We start from the raw sequence: 13,362 nt of genomic DNA on the forward strand, positions 1-13,362 counted from the left end.
ACCTGAAAAGGACGCTGCCCATGCGCGACGCCGTCATCGTTTCCACCGTCAGAACGCCCATTGGCAAAGCCTATCGCGGTGCTTTCCAGGCCATGCCGCCACAGATGTTGGCCGCTCATGTGATGGCCTACGCCGTTGACAAGGCGGGTCTGGAGATGGGGCAGGTCGAGGATGTGATCCTCGGGTCGGCCCTGCAACAGGGCCATCAGGCCGGCAACATCGCACGGCAGGCCGCGATCCGCGCGGGCATGCCCGTATCCGTGGCGGGGATGAGCGTGGACCGCCAATGCGCCAGCGGCATGATGGCCATTGCCACGGCCTCCAAACAGGTGGCAATGGACGGTGTCGACATCATGGTAGCGGGGGGCGTCGAATCCGTATCGCTGGTCCAGACCGCCGAGATGCGCACCGCCCGCGACCCGATGCTGGTCGATCGCAAACCCGAACTCTACATGACGATGCTCGAGACCGCGGAAACCGTAGCAGATCGGTATGGTATCAGCCGCGAGGCGCAGGACGCCTATGCGGTCCAGTCGCAGGCCCGCACCGCCGCGGCACAGGCCGCAGGCACATTCGCGGACGAGATCGAACCGATGCCGTCCGTGGTCATGGCCAAGGACCCCGACACCGGCGAAGTCAGTCAGCAGATGGTCATGCTGACCGAGGATGAGGGCAACCGGCCCGGCACCACGCTTGAAAGCCTGGCCGGTTTGAAACCGGTCTTTGCGGACGGCATCCACGTGAAGGAGGGGCGGTTCATCACCGCCGGAAACGCATCACAGCTTTCGGACGGCGCGTCGGCCTGCGTGGTGATGGAGGCCAGGCTGGCCGAACAGCGGGGCCTTGCGCCACTGGGCCGGTGCAAGGGCGTTGTCGCCGTCGGCTGTGAGCCGGACGAAATGGGCATTGGCCCGATCTATGCTGTGCCGAAACTGCTCAAGGCGCATGGGCTGTCGATGGACGATATCGACCTGTGGGAGCTGAACGAAGCCTTTGCAGTGCAGGTGCTCTACTGCCGCGACCAACTTGGCATTCCGGATGAGATCCTGAACGTGAACGGGGGCGCGATTTCCATCGGCCACCCCTATGGCATGTCCGGTGCGCGCATGGTGGGCCATGCGCTGCTTGAGGGCAAACGGCGCGGCGCCAAACATGTCGTCTGCACCATGTGTGTGGGCGGTGGCATGGGTGCTGCGGGGTTGTTCGAAGTACTCTGACGTCAGCGCGTTTTGTGCCCGTCGGAGCCTCCGGCGGGGATTTTTTTGGAACAGAGACGGGGATGGCGTGTGCATGGGTGATCGACGTTTGCCGGAGGTTTTGAGCAGGTTGCGGGTGCCGATGATTGCGGCGCCCCTGTTCATCATCTCTGTGCCTGAGCTTGTGATTGCACAGTGCAAGGCGGGCATCATCGGATCGTTTCCGGCGCTCAATGCGCGGGAGGCAGACGGGGAGCCGCCGCTGCTCGAGGCGTGGTTGCGCCAGATCTCCGAAGAACTCGACCGGCACAACCAGGCACATCCCGATCACCCCGCAGCGCCTTTTGCCGTGAACCAGATCGTGCACCGGTCCAACCTGCGACTGGAGCGCGACATGGAGATCTGCGTGCGCCACAAGGTGCCATTGTGGATCACCAGCCTTGGCGCGCGGGTCGAGGTGAACGAGGCGGCGCATGCCTGCGGCGGGCTCGTGCTGCATGACGTGATCAACGACACGTTTGCCCGCAAGGCCATCGCCAAGGGGGCGGACGGGCTTGTGGCGGTTGCGGCAGGTGCGGGCGGGCACGCCGGACAGCAATCGCCGCTGGCGCTCATCCAGGAAATCCGCAGCTGGTTTGACGGACCGCTGGCCCTGTCCGGGGCCATCGCAAGCGGGGCGTCATTGCTGGCGGCGCGGGCGATGGGGGCGGATTTCGGCTATGTCGGCTCACCCTTTATCGCCACGCACGAGGCCAATGCCGACGCGGGATACAAGGACATGATCGTGGACAGCGGCGCAGAGGATATCGTGTATTCATCATTGTTCACGGGCGTGTGGGGCAATTACCTGCGCGGGTCGATCACGGAGGCGGGTCTGGACCCCGACAACCTGCCCGAGGCTGATGCGGCGTCCATGAACTTTGCCGGCGGGTCCTCAAAGCCCAAGGCGTGGAAGACGATCTGGGGCGCGGGGCAGGGGATTGGCGCGGTGCACGCCCGCACATCGGTGGCCGCCCTGGTGGACCGGATTGCGCAGGAATATCAAGACGCAGGCAAAGCCCTTGCAGGTGAGTTTGGAGACGGGACATGAGTGAGACGCAGATGCTGGACACGGACGCGGTTGCGGCGTTTTTGCGCGACCGGCTCCCGGGCTTTGACGGCCCCGTCGTGGCGACGAAGTTCGAGGGCGGGCAGTCCAACCCGACCTTTCGCCTGTCCACGGGCGCGGGCGATTACGTGTTGCGCCGCAAGCCGCCCGGTCAGCTTTTGAAATCGGCCCACGCGGTGGACCGCGAATACCGGGTGCAACAGGCGTTGCAGGGCACGGATGTGCCGGTCGCGCGGATGCACCTGCTGTGCGAAGACACAAGCGTGATCGGGTCCGAGTTTTACGTGATGGATCACGTGGCGGGTCGCAATTTCAACGAACCGACGCTGGAGGATCTGTCGCCTGCGGATCGCGGCGAGGTCATCGACGATATGAACCGTGTTCTGGCCGCGCTGCACGATGTGGATATCGATGCAGTGGGCCTTGGGGATTACGGCCCGCCCGGACACTACCTTGCGCGGCAGGTCGCGCGCTGGACCAAGCAATATCGCGCCTCCGAAACCCAGAGCCTGCCGGATATGGACCGCCTGATTGCGCGGCTCGAGGCGGAGATGCCCGAGGATGACGGACAGCGCACGCTGGTCCACGGCGATTACCGGATCGACAACATGATTTTTGAGGCGACGGGCACGCGCTGCCTTGCGGTTCTGGATTGGGAGCTGAGCACCATCGGACACCCCTATGCCGACCTCGCGTCGGTCATCATGCAGTGGCAATTGCCGCCCGGGCGCGAGGGGCGGGGGCTGGCTGGGGTGGACCGTGCGGCCCTTGGCCTGCCGTCGGATGGCGCCTTCCTCAAGGCGTATTGCGCGCGGCGCGGGATCGACCGGATCGAGAATTTCGGCTTCTACGTCGCGTTCTGTTTCTTTCGCATGGGCGCGATCATCCAGGGCGTTCTCAAACGCGCGCTGGATGGCAATGCGTCGAACCCCGAACGCGCGATGCAGCTGGGCGCCTATGTGCCGCTGTTTGCCACCAGCGGTCTGAAGGCGTTGTCATGAGCATGACGCTCGACCCTGCGCGGCTGCAGCGGATCGCAACATGGGCAGAGACGTGCGTGACGGATCGCAGGTTCGCGGGGCTGTCGGTGTTGATCCGGCAGGCGGGGCAGGAAGTGTTCTATCATCAGGCAGGTGCGCGCGATCTCGACAGCGGAGCGGCGTTCGAACGGGACACGGTTGCGCGCATCTACTCGATGACCAAGCCGATCACGTCCCTGATCCTGATGATGCTGGTGGAAGAGGGGCGGGTGCATCTTGATGCACCTGTGTCGCGGTTCCTGCCGGGTTTTGCCGATCCGGGGGCGCTGCGCCCCGGGGCCACGAATATCAACGACACCGCGCCCTGTGCGGTGCCGACGCTGCATCAATTGCTGACGCACCGCTCCGGTCTCAGCTATCCGTTCAATCCCGGTCTCGTGCCGCAGGCGATGGAGGCGCATGACCTGCTGTTCAAACCGCAGGCGGGCACGCTTGCCGCGCAATGCGATCTGCTGGCCACGCTGCCGCTGGCCTTTGCGCCGGGGGAGCGGTGGGAATATTCGGTGAGCATTGATGTCATTGGCCGCGTGATCGAGGTCATCACGGGGCAGAGCCTTGATGCCGTGTTCACTGACCGCGTGCTGGGTCCGCTGGGGATGTCGGAGACATCCTTTGCCGTGCGCGATGATCAGCTGGACCGGTTCGCCACGCTCTATACCCCGCTGGCCGGTGATGCGATGGACCTGAACAACGCACAGGCGCAATCGGGCACCTTGCGCGCCTTTGACTCCGCCGAAAGCTCCCCGTTTCGCGGCACCACCTGTTTCAGTGGCGGTGGCGGGCTCGTCGGGACCATCGACGATTACATGGCCTTTGCCGAGGCGCTGCGCACAGGCGGGCAGGGGCTGGTGTCGCCATCGACGCTGCGGTTCATGATGACAAACCACCTGCCCGGCGATATCGCGTCCCTTGGCCCGGCCAGCTTTGCCGAGCAGCCGATGGAGGGCGTGGGCTTTGGCATCGGCGGGGCCGTCGTCCTTGATCCCGCGCGCAGCCGGGTGCCGTCGTCACGCGGCGATTTCAGTTGGGGCGGCATGGCGTCCACGTTTTTCTGGATCGATCCGGTGCATGACCTCTCGACCGTTCTGTTCACCCAGCTCAGCCCGTCATCCGCCACACCCGCCCGCGCCGAGCTCAAGGCGCTGGTACATGGCGCGCTGATGTGACAGGCAAGGGCCCATGACAGACGCACATCAGACATTGCTGGACCTGCTGGCCGTTGAACGGCTTGAGGTGGACCTGTTTCGCGGCACCGGGCAGGGGGGTGAGACGTCGACCCGCATCTTTGGCGGGCAGGTGATCGGGCAGGCGCTCGCGGCAGCCTACCGCACGGTCGAGGACCGGCTGTGCCACAGCCTGCACGCCTATTTCATCCGCCCCGGTGATCCTGAGGTGCCCGTCGTGTATCAGGTGGACCGCGCCCGTGACGGCGGCAGTTTTACGACGCGCCGCGTTGTCGCGATCCAGCATGGGCGGCAGATCCTGAACATGTCCGCGTCATTCCATGTGACGGAGGAGGGGTGGGAACACCAGCATCCGATGCCCGAGGTCGAAGGTCCCGACGGGTTAGCCGACCGCGGCACGCTCAGGGCAGGGGTCGTAGACCAGATCCCGGAGAAATATCACGAGGAATTCCTGCGCCCGCGTCCCATCGACATTCGCGAGGTCGCGCCGCGCGATTTCTTCACGCCGCCGCCCGAGGATGATGTGTCCCATCTGTGGTTCCGCATGGCCGCCGCACGCGGCATCGCGCCTGCGTTGCAACACTGTTTGCTCGCCTATGCATCCGATCTGAACCTGCTTGGGACGGCGTTGCGTCCGCATGGTCAGACCTGGTTCACCGGCAAGGTCATGGCGGCGAGCCTAGATCACGCGATGTGGTTCCACGGACCTGCGGAGTTCTGCGACTGGCATCTCTACACGATGGACAGCCCTTGGGCCGGCAATGGGCGCGGGTTCAATCGGGGCAAGATCTATGACCGTGCGGGGCGTCTGATTGCGTCGGTGGCGCAGGAAGGGCTCATGCGTCCGGTGACGCCGCGCGGGTAGGGCGTCAGCCCTTGTAAGCACGGTTGAGCTTGCGCATCCCACCAAGCCAGCGCGCATTATCTGACGCTTTCAACATCATGTAATCGCGCACTTTTTCATGCGGCAGGATGAGGAATGTTTCGTCCTTGATCCCTTGTATTGCGATCTCGGCCACGTCCTCGGGCTCCAGGATGCCATCCGCGGCCGCGGCGTGATCCTCGTGACCTGCGATCATGTCCGTCCGCACGCCTTGCGGGCACAGAACCGACACGCCGATCCCGTCATCTGCGTGCGTCATGGCCAGCCATTCGGCCAGCCCGACGGCGGCGTGTTTGGTCACGCCATATGGGGCAGATCCGATCTGGTTCAGCACACCGGCGGCAGACGCGGTGTTCAGCAGATAACCACCACCGCGTGCAATCATGCCCGGCACCAAACGGCGCGCCGCCCAGACATGTGACATCACGTTGATGCGCCACGTGGCATCCCATTGGGCGGTTGGCACCTCTATACCACCCATGGGCAGGACGCCCGCGTTTGAGCAAAAGAGGTCAATCGGCCCGATCTCATCTTCGACAGTGTCGATCGCGTGCAAAAGCCGCGCTTCGTCACTGACATCAACCTCAACCGGCAGCGCATTGATTACATTTGAAATATTGTGTACCGCTGCGTGGTCGATGTCCATGCACGCGACCGCCTTGGCACCGTGTTGATGCGCCGCACGCGCCAACGCCGCGCCAATCCCGTGTCCGGCACCGGTGACGGCGACAGTCTTGCCCTCGATCTCCATGAAACGCCTTTCGCATGTCTCATCGACACTGTGGCCGGGCACGCACGTCAGGGCAACGTGGTTTATCTTTGCCATTTGCGGCACCGCAGACCGTGTGGCGCGGCTATTTCCTCGAACTCAGGTCCGGGATCACGTTTATTGGTAGGGAAAGGCTTGTTATACGCCAGCTCTTTCGGAGCACCCTTATGCAGACTGTAGCGACGTCCATAAAGCTTATAATCATCGTTATGTTAAATATGCAATGTGATGCGACAACCACTTGATTAAAGCGTTGCTCAACCCATCTACTACGACAGTCGTACTATTTAGTGCGAACTTCGCAACAGATGAGGATGTCCCCATGAAGAACCTATCAGCTTTTGCAATGTCTGTCGTGCTTGCGGTCGGACTTGCGTCGCAACTGTCGGCCTTTGAGTTGAGCGATGCGCAGCAACCGCCTGATCTTGCGTCAGAAAACAAATACCTGACGAATGAGGAAATCCTTTCACTGCCAACCGATGTCGCCTCGGCCTGGGCGTTCTTTCAAGCCAATCCCATCACGCAGTACCTGGAGCCGACGGATCGCATTCCGGCGATTGAGTCCATCGAAGTGCTCAAGGGACCATGGGGTGAACCGGGCAGCATCCGGCGCGTGATATTGGCCGATGGTGGTGCCGTTCTGGAGCGCGTCCTGACCAGCACGGACACGGAATTCACTTATCAGATCTGGGATATCAACACTTCGTCAGGCCGGTTCATTGATCACATCTATGGCACGTTCCAGGTGCGACCCACCGCGGAAGGTTCAGAAATCGTCTGGCGTTACAACATCGCGCCGAACGTGTTTTTCGCCAGACCGTTCATCCGCAGCTTTCTGGACAATGATTTCGAGCCGTTCATGGAAGGTGGCATAGCCGGGCTGAAGGCGGCATTCGATCAGCAATAGGCTGGCTCAGCCAAGCGCGTACCCTGCCCCGCGCACCGTGCGCACCGGGTCGCTGCCGCCGAAATGCGTCAGCGCCTTACGTAGCCGTCCGATATGGACATCCACGGTGCGCGTATCGACATAGATGTCGCGCCCCCAGACCCGGTCGAGCAACTGTTCGCGCGACCACACACGACCGGGTTTTTCCATGAAAGTGCTGAGCAAGCGGAACTCGGTAGGTCCAAGTTTCAGCGCATCTGAACCGCGCGTAACCCGGTGGCTTTCGGCATCCAGAACGATATCCTCAAACTCGAGCCGCTGGCCGACTGTCGACGGGCGCACGCGCCGCAGTTGTGACCGCACCCGAGCCATCAGTTCGATGACGGAATACGGCTTGACCACATAGTCATCGGCACCGGTTTCCAGGCCGCGCACCTTGTCGACCTCCTCGGACCGCGCCGACAGCATGATCACGGGAATGCTGCGTGTTTCGGGGCGCACTTTCAGGCGACGGCACACTTCGATCCCGCTCAGATGCGGCATCATCCAGTCCAGCACGATGATGTCCGGCAGGTCTTCATCCACCAGCAACAACGCTTCTTCACCGTTTTGCGCGCGGCTGACGGCAAAGCCCTCTGCCTCGAGATTGTAGGCCAGCACTTCGCGTTGTGCCGGTTCGTCTTCGACCACCAGAACGCGGGGTTGATCGACGGACATCGCGCTTACTCCGGCACGACGTGTGTGACGGAGGTCTTGTCGGCCTTTTGCCGCGACTCATCCGGCGTGGATCCGGTCACGAGATAGACAACCTGTTCCGCGATCGAAGTCACGTGATCGCCCATCCGTTCGATGTTCTTGGCGATGAAATGCAGGTGCATGCACGCGGTGATGTTGCGCGGGTCTTCCATCATGAAGGTCAGGAATTCGCGGAACAGCGCGTTATACATCTGATCCACATCTTCGTCGCGGTCGATGACGTCCTGGGCCAGTTCCGCATCCCGCGCGATATAGGCGTCGAGCGCGTCCTTGAGCATCCGTTCGACTTCCTTGGCCATGCGGCGCAGCGCACCGGCGCTGTCGTTCACGGGCGCCATCTGGGCCAGGACGGAGGTCCGCTTGCCCATGTTTTTCGCATAGTCTCCAATGCGTTCGAGGTTCGCGCTCACCTTCATGATGGTCAGAACCAGCCGCAGGTCGATGGCCGTGGGCGCGCGCAGGGCGATGACGCGCGCGGCCTCTTCGTTGATCTGCTCTTCGAGCGCATCGATGGCCTTGTCGGCGCGGCGCACTGCTTCGGCGCGTTCCTCGTCGCGGGTCTCGAGGCTGACGGCGGCCTCGAGGATGGCGTTTTCGACAAGCCCGCCCATTTTCATGATCTGCGCCTGAATCGCTTCGAGGTCGCGGTCAAAGGCGGAGGCGATGTGTTGGTCTTGCATGGTCCCTGTCCCCTACCCGATCCGGCCCGTGATGTAGCTTTCGGTGCGCGGGTCTTCCGGGTTGGTAAAGATTTGTCCGGTCTCGCCATATTCAACGAGATTGCCGAGGTGGAAGAACGCGGTCTTCTGGCTGACCCGCGCGGCCTGCTGCATGGAGTGCGTGACGATCACGACGGAATAGTTCTGTTTCAGCTCGTCAATCAGCTCTTCGACCTGCGCAGTGGCAATAGGATCGAGAGCGGAACAGGGTTCGTCCATCAGCAGCACTTCGGGTTCCGTCGCCACGGCCCGCGCGATGCAGAGCCGCTGTTGCTGACCACCCGACAGACCGGTGCCCGGCGCATGCAGCCGGTCCTTCACCTCGTCCCAGATGGCACCGCGGCGCAGCGCGCGTTCCACGATGTCGTCCAGTTCGGCCTTGTTCCGGGCCAGCCCGTGGATTTTCGGCCCATAGGCCACGTTGTCATAGATCGACTTGGGGAACGGGTTGGGTTTCTGAAACACCATGCCGACTTTGGCACGCAGTTGCACCGGGTCGATCCGCTTGTCATAGATGTCTTCGCCGTCGATCAGGATGTCACCCTCGACCCGGCAGATGTCGATGGTGTCGTTCATCCGGTTGAGACAGCGCAGGAACGTGGATTTGCCGCAGCCTGACGGGCCGATAAAGGCGGTCACGGTCTTGTCCGCGATGTTCACGTCCACATCCTTGATGGCGTGGTTGTCGCCGTAATAGACCTGCACGCCACGGGCGGCGATCTTGGTTTCGCTGGTCTCCACGTCTCTCTCCACAATTCTCATGTCGTTCATGATTGTGCCCCCTTACCAGCGGCGTTCAAAGCGGCGCCGCAGAATCACGGCAATGGTGTTCATCGTGATCAGGAACAGCAGCAGGATGATGATGCCACCCCATGCTTTTTCCGTAAACACGGCATCCGAGCGCGCGGCCCAGTTGTAGATCTGCGCTGGCACCGCCGAGTTCGGCTCGAGGAAACCTTGCGCGAATGTCTCGGGATAGCGCGCGACAAAGCCGACCATCCCGATCAGCAGAAGCGGTGCCGTTTCGCCCAGAGCCTGCGCCAGCCCGATGATGGTGCCGGTCAGGATCCCCGGTGCGGCCAGCGGCAGAACGTGGTGGAACACCGCCTGCATCTTGGACGCGCCCACGCCAAGGGCCGCGTCGCGGATCGACGGCGGCACCGCCTTGAGCGACGCGCGGGTCGAAATGATGATCGTTGGCAGCGTCATCAGCGTCAGCACCAGCCCGCCCACCAGAGGGGCGGATTGCGGCAGATGCGCAAACTGGATGAACACGGCGAGGCCCAGGATGCCGAACACGATGGACGGCACGGCGGCAAGGTTCGAGATGTTCACCTCGATCAGGTCGGTAAACCGGTTCTTGGGCGCGAATTCCTCAAGGTAGATGGACGCGGCCACCCCGATGGGCAGGGACAGCACCAGCACCACGAGCATCATGAAGAGCGATCCCAGAACCGACGCGCCGATCCCTGCCCCGCCGGGATTGTCGACGCCCGTGTCCACGCCGGTGATGAAGGTCCAGTTGAACACCTGTTTCACCAGCCCCGCATCGCGCATCGCATCAATCAGGTCGAAGTCCTCGGGCATGAAGAACCGGTTGCCCTCCACCAGATCGTCGCGGGTAAAGGTCCCCTTGAGGTAGCGGTCCACGCGCGACGCAGCGGCAACCTCGAACGTTGCGGTCTGGCCCAGCTGATCCTCGTTTTCGTTGTAGAACGACCGCAACTGTCCACCGACCTTGCCCAACAGACGCTCCACCGCCGCCTTGTCGAACGCGACTGTGACGCCTTGGGCGTCCATCTCGGCGGACAGGCCGCCGATGAAGAAATCGGTATAGATCGCAGTCTTGAGCATGGCCGCTTCGGCCTCGTCATACTGCTCTTGGGTCATCGTGAACGGGATTTCCACGACGGCCTGCCGGAACGCAGGCAGACCCGCGGTCAGGATCGCGGTCAACAGCGCCAAAAGAAAGAACAGGCCGGTGCAAATGGCGGCGATGCCATAGGACCGAAACCGGCGCTCTGCCGCGTTGCGCTTTTTGGTGCGCGCATCTTCGGTCAGCAGCGATTTGGTCACGCGCGGTGCATTTGCGGCGGGCTCAAGGCTCATATCAGACATCAGTCATATTGCTCCCGGTATTTGCGCACGATGTAGAGGGCGAAGACGTTCAGGCAGAGCGTCATGAGAAAGAGCGTCATGCCAAGGGCAAAGGCCACCAGCGCCTCGGGCGAGGCGAAATCGCTGTCGCCGGTGAGCTGGCTCACGATCTTGGCCGTCACGGTGGTCATCGCCTCGAACGGGTTCAGCGACAACCGTGCCGCCGCCCCTGCCCCGAGCACGACGATCATCGTCTCGCCAATCGCACGGCTGGCCGCCAGAAGGATTGCCCCCACAATGCCCGGCAGCGCGGCCGGCAGCACCACCTGCTTGATGGTTTCGGACTTTGTCGCCCCCAGCCCATATGAGCCGTCGCGCATCGCCTGTGGCACCGCGTTGATGATGTCGTCGCTGAGCGAGCTGACAAAGGGGATGAGCATGATGCCCATGGCAATGCCCGCCGTCAGCACCGCCCGCTGACCTTGCATCCAACCAAGCCCGGTGTCGTCACCAAACACGCTCAGCAAAAGCGGACCGATGGTCAGCAAGGCAAAGAGGCCATAGACGATGGTCGGAATGCCCGCGAGGATTTCCAGCAGCGGCTTGGCAATGCCCCGCACACGCGGGCTGGCATATTCGCTGAGATAGACAGCGGCAAAGAGGCCCACAGGCACCGCGACCAGCAGCGCCACGAGGGAGATATAGAACGTCCCCCACAGCAGCGGGATGATCCCCAGGCTCGACGCGCCACCCCGCCCGGAAAAGCTGGGCGCCCATTCGAGCAAGGTGAAAAAGTCGGCAGCAGGATAGAGGCGGAAGAACTCCACCGTGTTGAAGATCAGCGACAGCACAATGCCAATCGTCGTCAGGATCGCAACCGAGGCCGCCGCGATCAGGAGGGCCATAACGCCCTGCTCGACCACGTTGCGGGCGCGGAAGGCCCCGCTGCTCTGCATCGCACCCCATGCCGCCCCTGCAATGGCCACGAAAATCGCGGCGATGCTCATCCACAGGGTCGAGCGTTCCAGCATCGTCCGGTAGGTTTGTGCTGCATTCAGAACGGGTTGTGTGATCTGGCTGGTGACGACCTGGCCCGCCTCCTTGAGTGTGGCGGTGATCTCTTCGACATCCGCGTCCGGGTTGCGCGCCGTTCCGTCGTCCAGCATGTCGGCGCGCACAGCCGCGTCCAGACCGTCGGCGGTCCGTTTCACTTCGGACATGAGTAGGCTGCGCGACCCGCCTTCGCGGATTTCGGCGTCGGGCAGCATCTGCGACACGCGGTTGTCGATGAAAAGAGGCTGCGCGAGCAGCCACAACAGGATCACACCAGCCGCTGGCACGATGGATTTCATGAACGCGTTCGCGCCGTAGTAAACAGGCAGAGAGTGCAGCGCGCGCCCGTCATGACCCACACTGGACAGGGCACGGCGACGTCCCGCAACAAATCCCACGGCCGCAACGGCCACAACGATCAGCAACAGCCACAAGATTGGCATATGTCCCCCAAGTGTCCCGGCGCACCCGACGTTGATGGGCCGCAGAAAAACCGGGCGACACATGCGCCGCCCAGTTTGTTTTCGTCTTACACGCGCGCTGGCTTAGCTGCCGCCGCCCATGATTTTCTCGTCCGCCACTGCGGCTTGGGTCACGGACAGCTCAGGGTCAGACACGAGGCCATAGGCTGCCAGCGGGCCGGCGGGACCAGCCAGTTCGTCGGCAACGAAGAACTGCGCGTATTCCTTGAGGCCGGGGATCACGCCGATATGCGCCTTTTTCACGTAGAAGTAGAGCGGACGCGACACCGGGTATTCGCCGGTCGAGATGGATTCGGTGGTCGGTGTCACACCGGCCATGGTCGCCACCTTGAGCTTGTCGGTGTTGTTTTCGTAGAACGCCAGGCCAAACACGCCGATGCCGTTTTCGTTGGCGTCGATGGAGGCCAGCGTTTCGGTATAGTCGCCGTCGATGTCGACCGAACGACCGTCGGTGCGCACGGACAGGCAGGCGTCTTCGGCGTCATCCTCGGACATGCCGCCCGCGATCATCGCGGCCATTGCGCCGGTCTCTTCACAGCCCACGGCCACAACCTTTTCCTCGAACACTTCACGGGTGCCGTGCTTGGTGCCGGGGATGAAGGCCAGGATTTCGGCGTCGGGCAGGTCAGGGTTGAAATCGGACCATTTGGTGTGCGGATTGTCGACCAGAGCGCCGTCCACCATCACCTTTGGGGCCAGGGCGTTGAAGATGTCGGCTTGGGTGAATGCGGTGTAGGCCGGGCCGTCGATCTGGCTGGCAAAGACGATGCCGTCATAGCCGATGCGCACTTCGATGATGTCTGTCACACCGTTTTCGGCACAGGCTGCGATCTCTTTTTCGCGGATCTTGCGCGATGCGTTGGCGACGTCCGTGTGTTCCGTGCCGACGCCTTGGCAGAACCGCTTGAGACCCGCGGAGGAGCCACCGGATTCCACGACCGGTGTCGGGAAGTCGGTGTTTTCGCCAAAGGCTTCGGCCACGATCGACGCGTAGGGCAAAACGGTGGACGAACCGGCAACCTGAACCTGATCGCGTGCGACGGCGGTTGTCGCAGCCAGAGCTGTCAGCGCGATTGCCGACGTCGTGCATTTCACAAAGGACATAAAAGTCTCCTGAGCTTTTCTGTGATCCCCCCCATGAGGACCTTGCGGCCCGTTTAGGCCATCTGCGCCCTGCTTTTGTGACAAG

General features: G+C 62.6%; 13 protein-coding genes. 6 read left to right on the plus strand and 7 right to left on the minus strand.

Annotated elements, in window-relative coordinates; translation table 11 throughout:
* Positions 1 to 20: 20 nt before the first annotated feature.
* From ACERHN_RS18445 to ACERHN_RS18465, 5 genes are all read left to right on the plus strand, one after another.
* A complete protein-coding gene (locus tag ACERHN_RS18445; RefSeq protein ID WP_415920476.1) occupies positions 21 to 1,217 on the plus strand; it encodes an acetyl-CoA C-acyltransferase in 1,197 nt (398 codons plus the stop codon).
* Positions 1,218 to 1,290: 73 nt separating this feature from the next.
* Positions 1,291 to 2,286: an NAD(P)H-dependent flavin oxidoreductase gene (locus tag ACERHN_RS18450; protein WP_415920477.1), complete on the plus strand. Its 996-nt coding sequence runs from the start codon at positions 1,291 to 1,293 to the stop codon at positions 2,284 to 2,286.
* Complete coding sequence (locus tag ACERHN_RS18455) at positions 2,283 to 3,305, plus strand: phosphotransferase family protein (RefSeq protein WP_415920478.1); 1,023 nt, start codon at positions 2,283 to 2,285, stop codon at positions 3,303 to 3,305. The genes ACERHN_RS18450 and ACERHN_RS18455 overlap by 4 nt, the downstream gene beginning before the upstream one ends.
* 2 nt (positions 3,306 to 3,307) lie before the next feature.
* Positions 3,308 to 4,510 (plus strand): serine hydrolase domain-containing protein, encoded by a 1,203-nt coding sequence (locus tag ACERHN_RS18460; protein ID WP_415922769.1) that lies wholly within the window; start codon positions 3,308 to 3,310, stop codon positions 4,508 to 4,510.
* Between the two features lie 13 nt (positions 4,511 to 4,523).
* Complete coding sequence (locus tag ACERHN_RS18465; RefSeq protein WP_415920479.1) at positions 4,524 to 5,393, plus strand: acyl-CoA thioesterase; 870 nt, start codon at positions 4,524 to 4,526, stop codon at positions 5,391 to 5,393.
* 4 nt (positions 5,394 to 5,397) lie between these two features.
* On the opposite strand, the gene ACERHN_RS18470 is transcribed toward ACERHN_RS18465, so the two are convergent.
* A complete protein-coding gene (locus tag ACERHN_RS18470) occupies positions 5,398 to 6,162 on the minus strand; it encodes an SDR family oxidoreductase (RefSeq protein ID WP_415920480.1) in 765 nt (254 codons plus the stop codon).
* A 340-nt stretch (positions 6,163 to 6,502) separates the two neighbouring features.
* Between ACERHN_RS18470 and ACERHN_RS18475 the strand changes: the two genes are divergently transcribed.
* A complete protein-coding gene (locus tag ACERHN_RS18475) occupies positions 6,503 to 7,087 on the plus strand; it encodes an SRPBCC family protein (RefSeq protein ID WP_415920481.1) in 585 nt (194 codons plus the stop codon).
* Positions 7,088 to 7,093: 6 nt separating this feature from the next.
* Here ACERHN_RS18475 and phoB read toward each other — a convergent pair whose 3' ends face one another.
* From phoB to ACERHN_RS18505, 6 genes are all read right to left on the minus strand, one after another.
* Positions 7,094 to 7,783 (minus strand): phosphate regulon transcriptional regulator PhoB, encoded by a 690-nt coding sequence (gene phoB, locus ACERHN_RS18480; protein WP_415920482.1) that lies wholly within the window; start codon positions 7,781 to 7,783, stop codon positions 7,094 to 7,096.
* 5 nt (positions 7,784 to 7,788) lie between these two features.
* Positions 7,789 to 8,502: a phosphate signaling complex protein PhoU gene (phoU, locus tag ACERHN_RS18485; RefSeq protein ID WP_415920483.1), complete on the minus strand. Its 714-nt coding sequence runs from the start codon at positions 8,500 to 8,502 to the stop codon at positions 7,789 to 7,791.
* Positions 8,503 to 8,514: 12 nt separating this feature from the next.
* Positions 8,515 to 9,312 (minus strand): phosphate ABC transporter ATP-binding protein PstB, encoded by a 798-nt coding sequence (gene pstB / locus ACERHN_RS18490; protein ID WP_415920484.1) that lies wholly within the window; start codon positions 9,310 to 9,312, stop codon positions 8,515 to 8,517.
* A gap of 12 nt (positions 9,313 to 9,324) precedes the next feature.
* Positions 9,325 to 10,659, minus strand: a complete 1,335-nt coding sequence (gene pstA / locus ACERHN_RS18495) for a phosphate ABC transporter permease PstA (protein WP_415920485.1) — start codon at positions 10,657 to 10,659, stop codon at positions 9,325 to 9,327.
* The gene (gene pstC / locus ACERHN_RS18500; RefSeq protein WP_415920486.1) at positions 10,659 to 12,134 is read right to left on the minus strand and encodes a phosphate ABC transporter permease subunit PstC; all 1,476 of its coding nucleotides are present in this window, start codon (positions 12,132 to 12,134) and stop codon (positions 10,659 to 10,661) included. The genes pstA and pstC overlap by 1 nt, the downstream gene beginning before the upstream one ends.
* A 102-nt stretch (positions 12,135 to 12,236) precedes the next feature.
* On the minus strand, positions 12,237 to 13,277 hold the full coding sequence (locus ACERHN_RS18505) for a substrate-binding domain-containing protein (protein ID WP_415920487.1): 1,041 nt from the start codon (positions 13,275 to 13,277) through the stop codon (positions 12,237 to 12,239).
* Between the last annotated feature and the right edge of the window lie 85 nt (positions 13,278 to 13,362).

The organism is Tateyamaria rhodophyticola (assembly GCF_047777875.1).
GTDB lineage: Bacteria > Pseudomonadota > Alphaproteobacteria > Rhodobacterales > Rhodobacteraceae > Tateyamaria.